This is a genomic window from Rhodococcus sp. IEGM 1330 (genome assembly GCF_033142445.1).
Lineage (GTDB): Bacteria > Actinomycetota > Actinomycetes > Mycobacteriales > Mycobacteriaceae > Rhodococcoides.
In genome coordinates this window covers 330,264-347,437 of record NZ_JAWLSB010000003.1, presented here as the reverse complement: position 1 = coordinate 347,437, position 17,174 = coordinate 330,264, and the positions used below count along the sequence as shown (strand labels likewise).

The following is a 17,174-nucleotide window of genomic DNA, read 5'->3' as shown; positions in this document are numbered from 1 at the left end:
ACCTCACCGACCATGCATCCGCTGCACTGCCATGAACAGCCGCGGTGAGTTTGACGCCGATTCGTGGTCATCCCTGCACCCGCACAGCCAGGCTGTTGAAGTGATCCTGGACCTGGGCTGCACGGACACCGGCCTTCAGTTCACGACGGTCGTAGCCATTGACATCGATCTTGATTGGCCGCTGGCTCGCGAACGGATCCGTAGTGGGTTCCCCTGCGCCGGAACCGGCCTTCCCTCGAGCGTTGGCCATCGATGCGATCATGTTCCGCTCCGACTCCAAATACTTACGCTGATCATTGGTGAGCACCAACTCCGAGAAACCAGACATGTTGACCCCCAACGTTCCTGACTTCCACTCGCCACCGGTGTCGAACAACTTCGGGTTCATCGCCTTCATGAACTCGTCGATCCAGTTCGGGGCACCAGGAGTGACCGGCAACTGGGTTTGCGCTTCCTCCGGAGAGATCTGCATTTCCGGAGGATTCATCGCAGCGTTCAGGCCGACCATCGCCAACTTCCCGACCACGCCCATGTTGTCGGCCCCGTAGTAGCCGAGGACATCCCCGCCGTTCTCCGTGACCGCGGCCCCGACGATCTCGCCGAGAGCGGCCGACCACTGATCCGCAGTGGTGAACGCACCCGTTCCCGACGAGCCACCGGACTTGCTCTTTGTCAGTGCATTCCGGGCGCGTTGCAGAGCACGGTCCGCGTCGGCTTTCTCCTCCGGAGTGGATTCCGGGTCGGATGCCGCGTACACCTCGTTGCGTTTCCGGTTCGCCTCCACGACAGCTGCTTCCAGATCCAGCCGTGAGAGCTCGTCGTCGGTGTAGTTCGTCGTCAGCTCGGGAGCCTGCGGTGCCGGTGGAGTGTCCAACCCCTTTGCTGCGGCCTCCTTCTTCGCTTCGAGGTCCTTGACCTTCTGCTCTGCTGCGGTGATTTTCAGGACAGCCTGCTGCCGGTCCGCCTCGGTCTTCTTGCCGTTCGCGAACGTTTTGTCGCGGGACTCCTTGGCCTGCTGCACTGCGACAACAGCGCGGTCGAGGGCGATCTGGTCCTTCTCCGCCCACGTCGCCTTCTTCGACGTCCCCGAGTACGAATACCCGTCCACTGCCGTTGCGGGACTATCCCCGCTGACTGGGGGTGAGATCAGTTCCAGGGGAAGGTGGTATAGGCTCGTGAACTGAGGATCGAACGCGCCGACAGCTGTCCGGCCGTACTGCACACCACCGCCGGCACCACCGGACTCGATGTTGATACCACCGACGGTGGCGGACATGTGTTCCTGAGAGGTACCGACGACGAACAAGTCGGATGGGGAACCACCAGCCACCAATCCTGCGGTCATCCCATCGAGCAGGGAATAGGTGGTGTAGAGGCGTTTCGGTTCGCCACCCATCGCGACGGACTGCGCAGCCGACACCACGAACGAGCAGTCCCTGGAACCGACGACGTACTCCATGCCGTCCATGCCCTGGACGTACTGCTGTGCCGCCGTAACGCCATCGATCGCGCCGCCTGTGGCGTACCCCTTCACCGACCCTCGAGAGAGTGCTTCCCGGAATCGGTAGACGCCTTCCTGTCCGCCGAGACGGTCGACGTCGTCGGTGGTGAGCATGTGTTCGCCTGGCATTGCCAGGATCGGGACGGAGTCCTTGCCTGGAGTGCCTCCGACGATGGGTCCGCCGTCTGCGAACTGGCCGCGGTTGATGTGCCGGCCGGTTGCTTGCTCTGCTTCACGGATAGCGGCGGAGACGGCTCCGGGGTTCTCGACAGCGAAGTTCACCGAGACTGTCTTCGGTTTCGTAATGTCGTTGATGATCCTGTTTGCCTCATCGGCATCGACCGAGATGAGGGAGGAGACGTTGCCGGGAACGAGGTTGAGTCGATCCGCGAGTTCCCGGGCCCGATCTGCGCCGTATCCGGCGGCTTCGGCCTGGGCGATGATGCTGTCTCGCGCGGTCTGAATCGTCGCCGATGCAGCCACCTGTCCGGCTGCGAGGTCACCGTTGGCCGAGGCATTCTGGAATGCTGCTTGTGCGGCTCGTAGGGCTGCGTCTGCCTGGTTCTGGGTGGCGTCGAAGAGTGCCCGCCCGGATGCGGTGGAGGTGTCGATCGCGCCTCCGAGTCCGATGATCGCCCCACCGAATTCGGAGGTTCCATCTTCGGCGGCTTTGAATCCTGCTGCGACCCGGTCGTTCGCCTCGGCGAGGTTGCGTTGTGCGGTGTCGAGATTCAGCGTCCCGCCGTGCAGGTAGTCGAGGGCTTGCTTGAGTGCGTTGATCTTCGCGTCCGACGACGAGGCGGAGTCACCGAGGGTGATGATGGACGCCGCGAAATCACGCGTCTTCTGCGGTCCTTCGGCCAGCGCCTCGACGGTCTGCTGCACTTGCTTCTCTGCCTCAGTGAGATCGGCGTTCATCGAACCGAGCTTGAGACTCAGGTCGACAGCGTTCGTCCCGGATTCGCCGAGTCCGGCCGCGAAGTCCTTGAGTCGGATGGTGCCTTCGCCGGAGGTCTTGTTGTGTGTATCGAGGGCACCGTTGACACGGCCCTGCGCATCCAGATCGCCCATCAGCGCTCGGGTCAGGTCATCGGTGGAGATACCCATTTCCTTGAGGGCATCCGCGCGGACCTTGAACGGGCTGCTACCTTCGAGCGCTGCCTGAGCCTGTGAGCGGAGCGCGGTGTTGACCTTCTCCAGCTCCGGAACGGAACCTGCTGTGGCTTGGACGAATTCCTGCGCTGTGAACGCAGCGCCTTTCATCTTGTCGATGTAGCCGTCTTTGGCGAGCGCTTCTGCGTTGGCCTTGATGCCGGCCTGCGTGAGAGCGCCGGTCTCGGCGTCGAGATTCTGGACGAGACCGTCGACAGCGGCCTTGTGTTCGGCGGTTGCCTGCGCGGCGTCGCGTTGATTCTTGGCGTACAAAGACAATCCGACGACGGCGGCTGTGATCGCGATGCCTGCCGGTCCGCCGAGTGCCGAGAACAGGCCACCTGCGGCGAGCTGGAGTCCTTTGCCTGCGGCGGCTGCTGTGCCGAGTGCACCGGCGTATCGCTGTGTGTTGTCGGCGACTCCGCGGTACGAGGTCGCCATCGCGCCGATCGCGCCCTGCTGGTGGGATAAGACGGCCATCGCTGATCCGACGCGGGTCAGCGCGACGCCCTGATTCGCGGCCGCAGCACGCATGTCGTTGACCGAACGTACGGCACCTCGGAGGGAGTCGCTGTACCCGCGCACACGGCCTTGCACGGTCCCGATCTGGCTCGAGAACACCGATTGGGCGACGCGGAGGGCGACCAGTGCAACCGCGGCAGATTGGATGGGGCCGGGGAGGGCGGTGAAGACTCCGACGAGTGACCCCAGCCCGTTCGCGAGGGGTTCGATTACGTTGAGCGTTCCGGACAGTCCGGCGGACGCACCCTGTCCGGCGGCCTGCAGAGTGTCGAGGAGACCACCCGACACCAGCGCGCCTTCACCGAGATCCACGAGTGCGGATCCGGCAGTGGATGCGATACCGACGAGGCTTTCACCGGACGACGACAGGCTGCTCCATGCGGACTCCAGCATCGGGAAGTCCGACAGGGCAACGCCAGTGAGGGTGCCGCCGAGCCCGGTCATCGATGTCTGGGCGTTCGCAACGACACCATCGAACTTGTCGAGTGCACCATCAGCGAGGTCGACGACAGTTGTCCCCAATGACGTCAGAGGACCGTCGATCAAGTCGTACAACTGCAGCTGCAGCCGTTCGGACGTGTTCCCCATGCGCTCGAACACACCGGGAAGGCCCTGATTCTGTGCGGCAGCCAACGCAGCAGCTGCACCCTGCTCACCCACCGCAGCGCGCATCGAGTTGAACCCGGCAGCACCCTGCTCAGCAGCGACACCACCGAGACGCATCGCGTCCGAACCCAACAAAGTCGCGGTCGCCTGCTGGTACAGCTCAGGCGTCAAGTTCTGGGACGCGGTCTGCAGCTGCCCGATCAGCGACTCCATGCCGACGAACTGGCCCTGGGTGTCGTACACGGTGAGACCGAGAGTCTCCATCGCCCCCTGAGCAGGCTTCGACGTATCCGTCAGAGACAGGAGCGTCGACTTGAGCAGGGTGCCGGCGTCGGATCCGGTGATGCCGGCGTTGGCGAGCATGCCCAGCGTCGCGGAGGTGTCCTCGATGGACAACCCGAACTGGTTCGCGACCGCACCCGACTGCGCGAGACCTGATGCGATGTCGGTGATTTCCGCCGACGATGCGTTTGCGGCGTTCGCCAACACATCTGACGCCGTAGCGGCATAGGATGCATCCAGCCCGAACGCCTGCAGTGCCTGCGACTGGATCGTCGCCGCCTCCGCAGCATCGATCTGAGCAGCAGCAGCCAACTGCAGAGTGCCCTTAGCGGCCTCCATCGACTGCTCGACAGTGAAGCCGCCCTTGGACAGCTCCAACATCGCAGACGCAGCGTCGTTCGCGGATGTCGCCGACAGATCGACATCGTTGCCGAGTTCCATCGACTTGGCTTTAAGCGTCTCCATCTCGGCAGCTGTGGCTCCGGTGACACCGGACAGGCTGTTGAGAGTGCGAGTGAACTCGTTACCGGTCTCGATGACCGAAGCGAACGACAAGCCCGCCCCAGCCACAGCGAGTGCGCCCGCGACCTTCGCACCGATTCCACCGAGAACGTCCGCAGCGTGATCGGCACCGGACTGCACCTCACTGTTGAGGGCAGATAGATCAGCGCCAACCTCGATCTCGATCCTGCCGCCCGCCAAGGGTCAGCGCTCCCGAGTCGAAATATGCACGCGGAGAATGGAATCAATCTCCTCCGCGGTGACACCCTCATCGGTCAGTCGATCGACTAACGGGCCGATACCGCGGACGACGAGGTCCCGCATCGCCAACAACATGATCATCCCGACCGCGATCTGATGCTCGTGGACGACCGACCACAGCTTCGCGATCAACTCGTCATCGTTGTCGCGCAACCGAATCAAGCTTTCGTACAAGTCCGTCGCTGCGTCCGATGCGGACTCGGCGTCGAGCGGTGTGATCGGTAGGGAAGCAATCGGAGTCCCTGTCGGATCGATGATGTAGACCGAACTCGGAGCAGTCATCGGTCAGCCTGCGGCCGTCGCACCGGTGATCTTGATTGCCGCGTCGGGAGCATTGACGTACGGGACGCAGACTCGGCGAGCGCGGATGCGCCACTGGTCGTTGTCGTCGTCGCGGATCGACTTCGTCTCGACGACGTCTCCGGTGTAGCCTTCGCCGAGCTTCTCGTCGGCGATACCGCCGAGAGCATTCGAGTCGATGACCCACACGCCGGGAGCAGGGAGGTTCGGTGTGGGAAGAATGGTAAGTCCTGCGAGAGTGAAGAATTCGCCGGAGTACACCGGGTTCGTGGTGTCCTCGCGAGCTCGCTGCAGAGCGAGGTTCGGGTCCGCAGCCAAGTACGCCCAGGTGTCATCGTCTACGACGAGCAGGTCCGGGTCGTAACCCTTGTTGAGCTTCCGGATCTTCGCCTTCGCGAGCATCAAGTCGAGCAGGATCTTCGTCGACGAACTCCACTGGCCGTTGGAAACCGGTTGAGTCTGGGTGACGACCGACGCGACGAGGCTCAGCGACAGGCTGTCGACCGTACGGACCAAGGTGTTCACCAGGGTCTGCTGGGCTCGCTCGACCGGCGAGAAGTTGGAGCGCTTGATTTGCTCGTCCGTGATGGGAACGTCCTGGCCCCACTTGACGACCTTCACGGCTACGGCGGTTCCATTGTTCACGTTCGCGAGCGGGTACTCACCACCGGGAGAGATCGCTTCCGGTTCGCGGGTAGTGAACATGGGGTCGTCCTGCTCGATGATCACCGATCCGCCGTTGACGTCGGTGCGGCCCATGAGGATTCGGTCGGAGATGAATCGCTGCTTCGCGATTTCGTTGACGCGCTTGGCGACGACGGACGGGGTGCCGAGGTAACGGCTGATGGTCTGAAGGTCACCCGAGATGACGGGCGGACCTGCGGGGTATGTGATGGGCACTGCGAGCTCCTGAGGATGACGGAGCGCATCGGCTCCGGTCGGTATCAGTCCTCGGTGCGGGCGGCGCGTTCAGCTTTGAGTGCGTGAACGGCGTCTCGGGTAAACATCCATCGGCCGGAGCATCGCGCTCCGCCGAGTTCAATGACCAGTCGCTGGCATTGCCTTTGTGTCAGTCCCAGGATCTCGGCCGCTGCCCGAGTTCCGATCTGTTCTGTCAGGACTGAGTCTGGTTCTGACTCTTGCAATGTCGTGTCGTCATGTCGCGTGGACGACATCGCCGCCTGAACGTCCATCGCGTGACCGAGACGACGACGCAGGGTGTCGAAGACGAGGCTCGACCGGCGGCCGCTGTTGCGTGCGTGCATTATTTCCACGGCCCGCTGCACGAGCGCGAGCGCTTCACCCTGAATCAGGACGGCGTCGCCGAGGGTCTGCACAGGAGGTGATGGATAGAACACCGACGAGATGGGTGGAGCTGCGATGCGGTGACGGTCAATTGTCATGACACGCAACTCCTTTCAGTCTCATTGTCTCGTCTAGTTTAGCAGTGCTAATGATATTTAGACCCGAAGAAACCCCGCGACCTGTGGAGGTTCGCGGGGTTTGCTTTCAGGCTTTCACCACGGTTCCCGTGCCGCCTTACTGGCAGTAGCGTGCGCGGTGATCAGGCCGAATATCGCTTCGCCGCCATGATCGGTCCCAGCCTGCGCGACCAGCGGGTGCACCAGATAGTGAGTCACGCCGTACAGTGCCGCCGCGATGACCTCGGTGAACAGTTCCGCATGCTCGGACCTAGCATCCTTGAGCCGGGTCTGAATCGCTTCCGGGTCACCGCACACTGAGAGCAGATCCCAGATCAGGGGGTCGGCGGCCTCGCCGACCTGGCGTTTCGAGGCGAATGTGACTGGGGTGTTGTTGTCGTCGAGGACGAGTTGCATCCGGGTGTCGGTGTTGTCGTTTGTCATGTGGTTGAACCTTTCGATTGTCGGACTTCGGTTTTCGAGATGCAGCGCACGAGGCACTACAGATGTGGGGGCACCGGAATGCCGGTCTATGTCGTCTACGCGACGCGCGACGGCTCGGTGGTCCAGCGGTAGGCGGTGGATTCGGAGACGCCGAGCGCCTCGGCGATCTGCTTCCGCGAGGCACCGTCGGCGAGAAGCCGTTGAGCCTGCTCCTTCGGGCCGACTTGAGTGTCGGCGGAAGTTGTTCTCTGTAGCAGCACCGTCAGGTGCGTTGAGAGCAAGAGTGCGATCGGAGGGACACACGCGATTCCGACCGCGACAGGTGTCGATACGGAATGCGTCGACAGCGTCGAGTGGATCGCGTTACCAACCACGCTGATGCCGGCGGAGACGATCAGCAACGTCCACCCGTACCAACGGGCGCGCTCCAATGCCACGACGGCCGCGGTGCTGGTGACGATCAACCCATCCACGATCAGCGGCCAGAGCTCAGGGATCGACACCCCTGCCATCCGTGCAAGGTCGGCGAGAGCCGCGAAACTCAGCCAGAACGAGAGCACCGCGATGACGATGGTGCCAGCGGTGGCCGTGCGAGACGATGTTGTTCCCGTTGTCATCTCAGGCCCCCTGTTCGGAGGCATCGCGTACGAGACTCCACTCGGTGGCGACGGACTGGCCACGTTTCGATACGGGGGCAGAGATAGACGCCGACTTGATCGCGTCCCTTTGAAACCCTGCGGCCAGCCCCGCCGAGTACGCGTCAGCCGCTTTCACCCATGACGTCGATTGGTTCGAGAGCCAATCGGTCAGCCACCGCTCCGCGCTGACGATCGTGTTCTGCCCGCCCGCCCCGAGAGTCCAGACAGCGACACCTCCGCGCCGTCCCGACACTGAGATCAGGTTCGACGACTTCGCAGCCTGACGAAGGTTGTCGATCTTGAATCCGGCATCACAACCAGCTCCGTACACCGCGCTCGATTCGATGGTGGCGGTCCCTGCGGCGACGAGTTGGAACACATGCGAGTCGATCCACTCTCGTGCAGTCAGCGGCCGGGCATCTGTCGGTTCAGGATCAGCGACTGCCCGAAGATGAGGACCCTTCTGCGATTCATGGGAGTTACTTTGCGGACCCACCGTGGACCCCAGGTCCACCGTCTCTGAGCTGGCGTTTTGCACGGTGGACCCTAGTCCACGGTGGACCCCTTCGCGAAGTCGATAGCGATGCCCTCGATCGACCTCGATTTCTTCCAAAGCGCCGTCGTCAACCAGCTCGGAAACAGCCGCAGATACTTGGTCCCTCCAGTCCGATCGAGCACGCTTTCGGAGGTCACTCATTGGAAGCTCCTCGTGGAGATCGAGCCACCGAATCACCGCGGCCTTAGCTCGATCCAGTTTGCGGTCAGCAATGAATTCCTCACCCGCTGCCCGAGCGCTGGCGCGTTCGCGAACCTTTCGATGGACGACCTTCTTCGACTCCGACACCACCCAGCCGCGCGTCCGGTTGGACACCTCCATCACAAAGCCTGACAACGCCCAGTCGAGTTCCGACACCACAATCCGGTGATGCAGAATCGCCATGCACGCGGCGACCTTCAACCGGGTCAGCATTGCGTGCCCGTCCAACGCGTCTTCCTGGCCGCGCTGACGGGCGATGTGAGCGGCGATGATGGTCTCCGCAATCTCGGACGGTCCGTACACGACCTCGATGACACCGTTGTCCGCTGCCCAGAACGGCAGCCTCGTGTTCAACGGTTCGGGATCAGAGGTCGCCTCGGCGGGCATGTCAGGGTCAGTGGTGGGAAACCACAGAAACCGCTGTGGAGTGCCGCCCGTGGTGTCGTCGAATAACACTCCGGTGTGCGCTGGCTGCGCGCCGACGCTCATGCACAGGCGGTATGAGTGTGGTGGGACGATCCGTGTCGTCGCCTCACTCGAGTTCCCCTGACCGAGTTGCTCGCCCATAGCTGCGGACTTCAGCTGAGCCAACAGGATCGATCCTTGCCGTGACGCGATGCCTGCCAGCGAGTCGATCTCCGACACGTTGATGATCGCGCGGGTGATGGGCTCGACGCCTTCCTTCTTGGGTGGCACGAACGTTGCTGCGATTCCCTCACCGGATCCGATCGGTCGCTCGACGATCGGTGCCGGCCAAACCAGTCGGGCAACTTTGTCGGAGACACCCTTTCCGCCACCTGATGGGGAGACGAATGCTGCCAACAGGTTCAGGGATGCTCGTCCGCCGATGATGCCGGGCAGTTGGATCTCCGGGCCGGTAGTGGCGGCGACTCGGAGCAGTACCCCGCCGAACACCGCCCACGGTGCTGCGTATCTGGCGCGGGCCCACTGCCGGATCACCTGCAATTCGGGTGTGGCGTCGAAGAACTCTGTGGTGTTCACGCTGTTCTCCGCCCTGTGGTTCGCTGCGCTGATCGAAGGCAGGTCTCCACCTCCCGCTCCGTCAGTCCTGTACCGAGAGCAGCGGCTCGAATCTCTTCGAGCACACCATTACTGCTCCCTCGTTCAAGAGCTCGGCACAACGCCCAGAAGGTGATCGCGTTCCGTTCTCCACCCTGAGAGTCGGAGACTCGTTTGACGAGTCCGTCTATCCGTCGTTCAGGGTTGATGCGCGTCGGCTGCGGTGTGTAGGCGGGTTGCGATACAAGCGGGAGCAGATGGTTTGGGAGGTCCGCGATTTCAGAGCTGTCCTCGATGACGTAGGGATGTCCAGTATCGGGATGAAAGCTGGGTGGAACGACGACGTATCCGGTCGAGCCGCTTTTGATGTCGACTCCGTCCCTGTCGGCGAGTTTGCCTCGGACGGTTCCGTTGTGCCGGAAGTAATGGTGGGTTCCACCGGATCCGGTTCTGACAGTGAATGTTGCCGGTAGGTTCAGGCCGTCGACCGTGCCACCGTTACGTGGGTCGGTGTCGAGTTGAATCACGCCAGGTAGGAATGCGCCCCAGTTGCAGTTGGGCCAGCGCCGGGCCCATCTTTCGATGGTGGCGCGGTCGCGGGTTCCGTTTCGGAAACCTCCTGTGCCGGTGAGGGTTGCTTGCTTTCCTGCGAGGGGTACGACGTAGAACCCCCGTCGCAGTAGTTCGGTGGGGATCATCAGCTTTCGCCGTCCTTTTCACGTCGGGCGCATACGGGCCCGAGGTGTCGTTTGACGCTGACCGGGTCGACGAGCCATGCGCCGCACGAGTGGCAACGGGACGCGAGTCGGTAGGTGCCGGTGCGGAGTGCAGCGGCCATCAGCTTGTCTGCCGGTTCGCGCAATTTCTCAAGTTCATCGTCGGTGTCAGGTGCGATCATCAAGAAGTTCTCCTGTCGATGGTTCGGGGATGGTGGGGGTTCGTGTGATGGCGAACCCCCACCATCGGTTGGCGGTTCTAGCGGCCGGGCCATCGCCGGAAGTCGACGGAAATCCATGCAATCGACTGCACTGCAAGCAGTCCCGCGAGGGTGACTTCGACGGCCGTCACAACGCCTCCCTGATTTCAGCGGCGGCACGAACTTCGTCTTCATTGCGAAGTAGTTCTCGGCGATGATGCTCGGCCTGTACTTCCAGTGCAGCGTGCAGTTGGTCGATGAGGTCACGTGCCTCGCTCGCGTCCCGGAGGATGACAGCGCCAAGGAACCCGAACCGCATGCTCAACTTGTCGGTCAGACCGTTGTGTTTGACTACGATCTTTTCGTCGTCGGTGATGATGTCCACGTGGGCCATTCAGGCCACCCCAGCGATCTCATCAGGGGTGTCGGTGGCCACGTCGACCATCAGCAGCAGAAGATGCGCTAGCTCGACGGCCTCACCGATCGTCAGTTGGCTCAGGTGGTATTCGACGAAATCGTTGGTGTCCGGGTCGACGCACGATTTAGATGCCATCAGGTACGGCTCGTTCGATGTGACACCCATACGAAGCTGCAGACCAAGCCGCGCCATAGTCATCGTGCCGTCGAACCTCTTTCCGCGCTCACGACGCAGAAGCATGTTTAGTGTCAGCGACTTCCAGATGGAGTTACAGGGGAATCGGGATTCGTGAAACTCGTCAGGATCGGCCCATACCGGTGCATGTTCTTCCGGGTAGAGAGTGTCGATTACGGACCCCAGTTCGAGGACGCTCGTCTGGTTGAAGGCTCTCCGCTCGAGCTCCCACGCCGGCGTCCCCGGCTTGATCGAGGAACCTTCCATGTACTCGGCGAATTCGATGTCATCGTTCGGGTCGTTTATAGTGGCCACAGATCCTTCTTCTCTCAGGTTGTTGGATTCGATGCCCTCGGCCCCGGTGCTCGACACACCGGAATCTGCCGAGGGCGTTTCCATTTGGGGTGTTCCCAACTGCTGCTCGATGAGATGAGCCATCTCAGGCGACGCCGCCGCGGGTAGTTGCTGCCTCCTGATTCGTGAGCCACTTCTCGACGCTCGAGAGCCTGTAGATCACTCGAGCTCCTCGTTTGAAGGAGGCTGGGCCTGCCCCAACGTGACGCCAATACCGCAGCGTTGCCGTAGGGATCGAATAGAGGCTGCTCACCTCGTTGGTGGTTAGGAAACGGTCGCTGTTCACGCTGACGGATTCGACGGTCATTCGACACCCTTTTGTTGTAGTGATTCCGACAACAAAACGGTAGCACAACGAATCCGTGGATAGTCAATACCCCAAAACGTTGTTAGTGTTGGAAACGTGAACGACACCAATCCCGACGAGTCGATCGGCGCGCGCATCCAAGACCTGCGCACACAGCTGCAAATGTCTCAGGCCGATGTTGCGAATTACGTTGCGCGACTTATGGGCTCGCCGTTTCATCAGCAAACGATCTTGAAGATCGAGAAGGGCACCAGGTCTCTCAAATTCTTGGAAGCGACCTACATCGCGCGGGCTCTTGGCGTAACACTTGAAGAGCTTGGCGGTGCGCAGGGGGAGTCTCGCGAACTGTTCATGAAGTCCGAGCTCCGTGCTCGAATGGTGGATCACGCGTTCGTGACAGCCGAGGAGGCCCTACTCGCTCTCGCCCGGGAATTCGAGTACACGTGGGAGATGCTCGAGAGGACCACACCGGAGCATGCGCAGGGTATCTCCGAAGAGGATGTCAAGGTCGCGCAGGAGAACCTGAAGAGAGCGTTGAGCCTGACCTTCGCTGATTTCGAGCGACTGATCTCCGTGGGATTCATGAGTCGGCTCGCGAAGATCAGAGAGGAACTGGCTGGTGACGCAGAGACGGAATAGGCGCGCCGGCGTCGAAGATCTGTGGCGCGACCTCAAGAAGCCCCGTCCCGTACTCGACGGCGAGGGACACCCGGCGCTCACAAGAGACGGGACGCCGGTCACGACGTCTAAGCCCAAGCTGTACGGCAGCGGCAAACGTTGGCGCGCAAGATATGTCGATGACTCCGGACAGGAGCGGACTCAGCGTTTCGAGCGCAAGGTCGACGCCCAAAAATGGCTGGACAGCATCGTCTCAAGTCAGGTCACTGGCAACTATGTCGACCCGCGACTAGGCAAGATCACGTTCGCATCGTTCTACAAGGAATGGTCTTCGCGACAGGTGTGGGTACCGGGGACCGTACAGGCAATGAATCTCGCAGCGAACGGGGTGACGTTCGCGAATGTTGCGCTGGGTGATCTCCGGCCCTCCCATATCGAGTCGTGGGTAAAGGCTATGCAGGACAAGCCGTTAGCCGCATCAACGATCAAGACACGATTCAACAACGTGCGATCGGTACTGAAAGCAGCGAAACGCGACAAGGTACTCGGCGAAGACCCCACCGAACGGATTACCCTCCCCCGCCGACGGCGATCGGACGCCGCGATGCAGATCCCCACGCCACTCCAGGTCGGGTTACTGATATCGGGTGCCGAAGATGACTTCAAGGCGTTCGTCGCGCTTGCCGCGTTTGCCGGGTTGCGGCTCGGCGAGGCCACTGCCCTGCAGGTTCACGACATCGATTTTCTCCGACGCGAGATCCACGCCCAACGCCAGGTCCAGCGCGCCAACGGCGGCGCGGTCGAGATCCGCGCGCCAAAGTACGGCAGCGAACGCACTATCCCGGCACCGCAAGGTTTGCTCGACCTACTGGCCGAGTACATCGCGACGTGGCGACCCGGAACCGATGCGGATCGCTGGCTGTTCCCGGGCGAGAGCGACAATCCATGGCACCAGAACTCGGTCGGGTACCGGTGGAGAAAGACCAAGGCGGTGGCAGCGCAACCGGATTGGCATCTGCACGACCTCAGGCACTTCTACGCATCCGGGCTCATCTACGCCGGCTGCGACGTCGTCACCGTGCAGCGCGCACTCGGCCACAGCTCACCGAACGTCACGCTCTCCACATACGCCCATCTGTGGCCGAACGCGGACGATCGCACTCGAAAGGCCGCCGCTCAGTTATGGATAGACGCGTCGCTCTCGAATACACCAAGCATGGGTAACGGCGTCAGCTGAGCAAGCAGATCATGGTTCGCGTAGACGTTGCGGTGCCGGGCGAATTCTGACCGACCGATGAGTTGATCTACGTACAAAGTCCTGGCCTGCAGCTTCGATGCCCCCTCGTCGTACATGCTCAGTTTGTCGTCGACACCAGAGGCTTTCATCAGCTGCTCGACGGTTGAGCTCGCTGAAAGACCGGCAGCTTTGAGCGTCTCCATCCGACGGCCAACAGGCAGCTTGGCGTGCTCTCGCGATACTCCACTGACCAACGAAACTACGTGGTCACGCACCCGATCGTGCATCGCTAAGGTGATCACGAAATTGTCCTCGGGGTCCATCTGCTCCAGCACTGAGTCGATAGTGTCATCAGGTAGAGCAGCCACTACAACCGCATCACCGGATGCTGTTAGACCCATACGAGCAATGTCCCATCTCGTCAGTAGAGCGTGCCGGGTTGTCTTTACGAATGCCTCGGCCGCGGCACGTCGCTCAGCCTGGTGCGAGTCCAACTGATACCGCAACCGGAAGCCTGGGGTGAGTCGAAACTCCACGTACTCTGCGACTGCGCTTCTCCTGCTGGAGTCAGCTGGCCTCGGATGTCGTGCAGATCTGCGTTTGAACGAAGTCCGGACGCTGGCTACATCGTCGCCGAAACCGACCAGTGCTTTCGGTAGTGTCTGATATGTCCAGGAAGGAGACGCGTCGGCGTCATAGGTGTAAACCACGCCATGGATTTCGGCAGGTGGCCGCGACTCGGACTCTGCGATGAGCGATAGGTAAATTTCGCCTGACGCATCGTCCTCCTCGGACACGACTGCATCGAACGACAACCCTTCGAGCCTATCGACGGCTTGAACGGTTTCACCAACCACAACCGGAGCATCGGCCCACGATCTCAGCGCTACCACCTTGCCGCCTCGGGCCACATCGTTGAAGTCGACGTTGACGATTGTCATCAATGCCCCCTTCCAAGGTTTGGCTCTGGCTCACCGAAACACGCAATCAGCCGCATTATATCTTCGGCCGTCGCATCGCCGCCGATTCCCAAATTGTAGTGGTTGGGATTTTGACCGTTGGAGGTGTCCAGTTCAAGTGTAAAGCCGTTGTCGAGCAGGGCCTGGGCGTCGGCGGTCCGCACTTTGCCGTGAGGTAAACCCGTGGACGCCCTTGTAAGAACGGACTCGCGGTCTTCGCCGACTTCCCATGGCTCCGCTTGAACGGAAATCACGCCATCTCGGCCACGCGCCTTGGCCCTGTCGAGCTTTGCGATGACTACCTCGACGGTGAGTTGTTGACCACCGATCACCACCATGCTCGGCCTGCCGCCCACCCGTCCCCCTCTCGACCCCAGCGCCCACCTACTGGGCTGTTGTGCGGTTTCACTGTTGAGGTCTCGGCAGAGCACTGCGTACCGACTGCGTACCAAGACGCTGAAAAGACGAGCTGACCTGGTGTCTTACACGTTGAAGCGGAACTCCACCACATCGCCGTCGGACATGATGTATTCCTTGCCCTCGATGCGCACCTTGCCTGCGGCCTTGGCCGAGGCCATGGAACCCGCGGCGACGAGGTCGTCGAAGGAGACGATTTCTGCTTTGATGAATCCACGCTCGAAGTCGGTGTGAATGACGCCCGCTGCCTGCGGTGCGGTGTCACCCCGATGAATCGTCCATGCGCGGGCCTCTTTCGGGCCAGCGGTGAGGTAGGTCTGCAGGCCCAGGGTGTGGAAGCCTGCGCGGGCGAGAGCGTCGAGACCGGGCTCGGTCTGTCCGACCGATTCGAGCAGCTCGGCAGCCGACTCCTTGTCGAGTTCGAGCAACTCGGATTCGATCTTGGCGTCGAGGAACACCGCATCGGCGGGGGCGACGAGACGCGCGAGTTCACCGATCTTCGCGTCGTCGGTGAGCACCGACTCGTCGGCGTTGAAGACGTAGAGGAACGGCTTGGTGGTGAGCAGCTGGAATTCACCGAGCAGCTCGAAGTCCAGCTTCGCCTTCGCGGAAAACAGCGTCTTGCCGTCGTTCAGCACAGCCTGCGCTGCCAGCGCCGCGTCGAGCGCAGGCTTGCGATCCTTCTTGATCCGCACCTCCTTCTCGAGGCGCGGGATGGCCTTCTCCAGCGTCTGCAGATCCGCGATCGCGAGTTCGGTTTCGATGACCTCGATGTCGGCGGTCGGGTCGACGCGACCGTCGACGTGCACCACGTCGTCGTCGGCGAAAACACGAACGACCTGGCAGATGGCGTCGGCTTCACGAATGTTGGCGAGGAACTTGTTGCCCAGACCTGCGCCCTCGGACGCACCCTTGACGATGCCGGCGATGTCGACGAACGACACCAATGCGGGCACGAGCTTCTCCGAACCGAACACCTCGGCCAGCTTCTCGAGCCGAGGATCCGGCAGCGCGACCACACCGACGTTCGGCTCGATGGTGGCGAACGGATAGTTCGCGGCCAGCACATCGTTGTTGGTCAGTGCATTGAAGAGGGTGGACTTGCCGACGTTGGGCAGTCCGACGATTCCGAGGGTGAGGCTCACGGTCTATGGAGTCTACTTTGACGACACCACCAGCTCGGACAGTGCCCGGCCAGCGTCGATGCTCGAAGCACCGAGCGGCGCAAGAACGACGTGATCCGCCCCGGCTTTGTGGTGGGAAGCCACCCGCGAAGCGATGCCCTCGACGCTCCCCCACACGACCAGGGCGTCGACCAATCGGTCGCTGAGCTGGTCGATGTCCGCGTCGGTGAATCCCATGCGCACAAAGTTCTGCCGATAGCCGGGGACGGTGGCGAGAAAGCTCAGCGGCTTCCGCGCCGCCGCACGGGCACGATCAGGATCGGACTCGACCACAACAAACTGGTCGACGACCAGCTCGGCCGTCCCCAGAGAGTGCCGCGCCTGCGCCGTCCACTCGGGCGTCACGAGCAGCCCGATCGCGCCGCCAGCGCGGTCCCGAGCCATCTCCAACTTCTTCGGCCCGAGCGCCGCGAGCAGAATCCGACCCGCGGGCACGGCGAGCTCGTCGAGGTAGCGATGCAGCCCCGCCAATGGCCGGGCACTCTGCGGCCCACCGAGCCCGAGGACGAATCGACCGGTGGGCGAGAGCTCGTCGAACAGTTCCCCGGTCTGCGAAGGCGTGTACACGTCGACCGGCACGATGCCGGGGACGATGGTGGCGGTCTCGGTGGCACGGACCAGATCGACCAACCTGCCGAGTCGATCGATCTGCCCGCCCGAGGGCCACAGCGCTGTGTAGCCGTACGACTCCAGCGTGCGTGCGTCGTCGAGATACGACGGCGATACGTCGATGGAAATGCCGATTCGGCCGAGGTTCAGTGTGTCCATGCCCACGACGCTAGAACCTCGAGTTATGTCGAGGTCAAGCGTCGGGACCTAGTACGAGTTCGCGACGACCAGGGCAATGAAGGCGAAGTACAGAACTATGAGGACGACGAATATCCCCAGCGACAGTTTCCCGAAGAACCCGGCACGATTCGACGAATAGAGCGCGCCCTGAGCGTCACCCAGCATCCACAGAGGGTGCACCTTCAGTGCGTGATTGAACGCCGGGATGGCCAACGGCCAGAAGAAGATGATGGCGACGACGGCCCATCCCGCATTGGACGACGGCAGAGTCGGTGCCTGCATATAGGGCTGCGCTGCCGGATAGGGCTGCTGGGTCGGCTGGAACTCTGACTGCTCGTACGGATTCGACATGATCATTTCCCCCGATTGTTCGATGACGGACAGCTAGTAGGACGC

The 17,174-nt window shown here is 62.0% G+C and carries 19 protein-coding genes; 2 read left to right on the top strand and 17 right to left on the bottom strand.

Annotated features, from left to right (window positions below):
• Positions 1 to 67 precede the first annotated feature (67 nt).
• From R4P57_RS09785 to R4P57_RS09730, 12 genes are all read right to left on the bottom strand, one after another.
• Entirely contained in the window at positions 68 to 4,765 is a 4,698-nt protein-coding gene (locus R4P57_RS09785) for a phage tail tape measure protein (RefSeq protein WP_317802635.1), read from the bottom strand.
• 3 nt (positions 4,766 to 4,768) lie between these two features.
• Positions 4,769 to 5,107 carry a hypothetical protein gene (locus R4P57_RS09780; protein ID WP_317802634.1) on the bottom strand — a complete coding sequence of 113 codons (339 nt, stop codon included), beginning with the start codon at positions 5,105 to 5,107 and terminating at the stop codon, positions 4,769 to 4,771.
• 3 nt (positions 5,108 to 5,110) lie between these two features.
• Entirely contained in the window at positions 5,111 to 6,025 is a 915-nt protein-coding gene (locus R4P57_RS09775) for a hypothetical protein (protein WP_317802633.1), read from the bottom strand.
• 44 nt (positions 6,026 to 6,069) lie between these two features.
• On the bottom strand, positions 6,070 to 6,528 hold the full coding sequence (locus R4P57_RS09770; protein WP_317802632.1) for a hypothetical protein: 459 nt from the start codon (positions 6,526 to 6,528) through the stop codon (positions 6,070 to 6,072).
• 114 nt (positions 6,529 to 6,642) lie between these two features.
• Positions 6,643 to 6,990 carry a hypothetical protein gene (locus R4P57_RS09765; protein ID WP_317802631.1) on the bottom strand — a complete coding sequence of 116 codons (348 nt, stop codon included), beginning with the start codon at positions 6,988 to 6,990 and terminating at the stop codon, positions 6,643 to 6,645.
• A 95-nt stretch (positions 6,991 to 7,085) separates the two neighbouring features.
• Positions 7,086 to 7,607: a DUF2637 domain-containing protein gene (locus tag R4P57_RS09760; RefSeq protein WP_317802630.1), complete on the bottom strand. Its 522-nt coding sequence runs from the start codon at positions 7,605 to 7,607 to the stop codon at positions 7,086 to 7,088.
• Position 7,608: 1 nt separating this feature from the next.
• Positions 7,609 to 9,387 carry a hypothetical protein gene (locus R4P57_RS09755; protein ID WP_317802629.1) on the bottom strand — a complete coding sequence of 593 codons (1,779 nt, stop codon included), beginning with the start codon at positions 9,385 to 9,387 and terminating at the stop codon, positions 7,609 to 7,611.
• Positions 9,384 to 10,103: a bifunctional DNA primase/polymerase gene (locus R4P57_RS09750; protein ID WP_317802628.1), complete on the bottom strand. Its 720-nt coding sequence runs from the start codon at positions 10,101 to 10,103 to the stop codon at positions 9,384 to 9,386. The genes R4P57_RS09755 and R4P57_RS09750 overlap by 4 nt, the downstream gene beginning before the upstream one ends.
• The gene (locus R4P57_RS09745; protein ID WP_317802627.1) at positions 10,103 to 10,303 is read right to left on the bottom strand and encodes a DUF6011 domain-containing protein; all 201 of its coding nucleotides are present in this window, start codon (positions 10,301 to 10,303) and stop codon (positions 10,103 to 10,105) included. The genes R4P57_RS09750 and R4P57_RS09745 overlap by 1 nt, the downstream gene beginning before the upstream one ends.
• A 166-nt stretch (positions 10,304 to 10,469) precedes the next feature.
• A complete protein-coding gene (locus tag R4P57_RS09740) occupies positions 10,470 to 10,706 on the bottom strand; it encodes a hypothetical protein (RefSeq protein WP_317802626.1) in 237 nt (78 codons plus the stop codon).
• A 9-nt stretch (positions 10,707 to 10,715) separates the two neighbouring features.
• Positions 10,716 to 11,312: a hypothetical protein gene (locus R4P57_RS09735; RefSeq protein WP_317802625.1), complete on the bottom strand. Its 597-nt coding sequence runs from the start codon at positions 11,310 to 11,312 to the stop codon at positions 10,716 to 10,718.
• A 40-nt stretch (positions 11,313 to 11,352) separates the two neighbouring features.
• Entirely contained in the window at positions 11,353 to 11,574 is a 222-nt protein-coding gene (locus R4P57_RS09730; protein WP_317802624.1) for a helix-turn-helix domain-containing protein, read from the bottom strand.
• 96 nt (positions 11,575 to 11,670) lie between these two features.
• On the opposite strand from R4P57_RS09730, the gene R4P57_RS09725 reads away from it, so the two are divergent.
• Positions 11,671 to 12,213 carry a helix-turn-helix transcriptional regulator gene (locus tag R4P57_RS09725; protein WP_317802623.1) on the top strand — a complete coding sequence of 181 codons (543 nt, stop codon included), beginning with the start codon at positions 11,671 to 11,673 and terminating at the stop codon, positions 12,211 to 12,213.
• Entirely contained in the window at positions 12,194 to 13,429 is a 1,236-nt protein-coding gene (locus tag R4P57_RS09720; protein WP_317802622.1) for a tyrosine-type recombinase/integrase, read from the top strand. The genes R4P57_RS09725 and R4P57_RS09720 overlap by 20 nt, the downstream gene beginning before the upstream one ends.
• Here R4P57_RS09720 and R4P57_RS09715 read toward each other — a convergent pair.
• The 5 genes from R4P57_RS09715 to R4P57_RS09695 all read right to left on the bottom strand — a co-directional run bounded on the left by R4P57_RS09715 (position 13,369) and on the right by R4P57_RS09695 (position 17,135).
• Positions 13,369 to 14,370 carry a hypothetical protein gene (locus tag R4P57_RS09715; RefSeq protein ID WP_317802621.1) on the bottom strand — a complete coding sequence of 334 codons (1,002 nt, stop codon included), beginning with the start codon at positions 14,368 to 14,370 and terminating at the stop codon, positions 13,369 to 13,371. The two genes, R4P57_RS09720 and R4P57_RS09715, sit on opposite strands and share 61 nt — an antisense overlap.
• Complete coding sequence (locus R4P57_RS09710) at positions 14,370 to 14,726, bottom strand: hypothetical protein (protein ID WP_317802620.1); 357 nt, start codon at positions 14,724 to 14,726, stop codon at positions 14,370 to 14,372. The genes R4P57_RS09715 and R4P57_RS09710 overlap by 1 nt, the downstream gene beginning before the upstream one ends.
• Before the next feature lie 144 nt (positions 14,727 to 14,870).
• Positions 14,871 to 15,950, bottom strand: coding sequence for a redox-regulated ATPase YchF (ychF, locus tag R4P57_RS09705; protein WP_317802619.1), 1,080 nt, complete (start codon positions 15,948 to 15,950; stop codon positions 14,871 to 14,873).
• A 12-nt stretch (positions 15,951 to 15,962) separates the two neighbouring features.
• Complete coding sequence (locus R4P57_RS09700; RefSeq protein ID WP_317802618.1) at positions 15,963 to 16,757, bottom strand: TIGR03620 family F420-dependent LLM class oxidoreductase; 795 nt, start codon at positions 16,755 to 16,757, stop codon at positions 15,963 to 15,965.
• A 48-nt stretch (positions 16,758 to 16,805) separates the two neighbouring features.
• Positions 16,806 to 17,135 (bottom strand): CD225/dispanin family protein, encoded by a 330-nt coding sequence (locus tag R4P57_RS09695; RefSeq protein ID WP_317802617.1) that lies wholly within the window; start codon positions 17,133 to 17,135, stop codon positions 16,806 to 16,808.
• Between the last annotated feature and the right edge of the window lie 39 nt (positions 17,136 to 17,174).

Excerpts from the sequence above, each read along its gene's own strand:
- R4P57_RS09780 (WP_317802634.1), bottom strand. The coding sequence starts at position 5,107 with ATGACTGCTCCGAGTTCGGTCTACATCATCGATCCGACAGGGACTCCG.
- R4P57_RS09770 (WP_317802632.1), bottom strand. The coding sequence starts at position 6,528 with ATGACAATTGACCGTCACCGCATCGCAGCTCCACCCATCTCGTCGGTG.
- R4P57_RS09765 (WP_317802631.1), bottom strand. The coding sequence starts at position 6,990 with ATGACAAACGACAACACCGACACCCGGATGCAACTCGTCCTCGACGAC.
- R4P57_RS09760 (WP_317802630.1), bottom strand. The coding sequence starts at position 7,607 with ATGACAACGGGAACAACATCGTCTCGCACGGCCACCGCTGGCACCATC.
- R4P57_RS09750 (WP_317802628.1), bottom strand. The coding sequence starts at position 10,103 with ATGATCCCCACCGAACTACTGCGACGGGGGTTCTACGTCGTACCCCTC.
- R4P57_RS09745 (WP_317802627.1), bottom strand. The coding sequence starts at position 10,303 with ATGATCGCACCTGACACCGACGATGAACTTGAGAAATTGCGCGAACCG.
- R4P57_RS09735 (WP_317802625.1), bottom strand. The coding sequence starts at position 11,312 with ATGGAAACGCCCTCGGCAGATTCCGGTGTGTCGAGCACCGGGGCCGAG.
- R4P57_RS09730 (WP_317802624.1), bottom strand. The coding sequence starts at position 11,574 with ATGACCGTCGAATCCGTCAGCGTGAACAGCGACCGTTTCCTAACCACC.
- R4P57_RS09715 (WP_317802621.1), bottom strand. The coding sequence starts at position 14,370 with ATGACAATCGTCAACGTCGACTTCAACGATGTGGCCCGAGGCGGCAAG.
- R4P57_RS09710 (WP_317802620.1), bottom strand. The coding sequence starts at position 14,726 with ATGGTGGTGATCGGTGGTCAACAACTCACCGTCGAGGTAGTCATCGCA.
- R4P57_RS09700 (WP_317802618.1), bottom strand. The coding sequence starts at position 16,757 with ATGGACACACTGAACCTCGGCCGAATCGGCATTTCCATCGACGTATCG.
- R4P57_RS09695 (WP_317802617.1), bottom strand. The coding sequence starts at position 17,135 with ATGATCATGTCGAATCCGTACGAGCAGTCAGAGTTCCAGCCGACCCAG.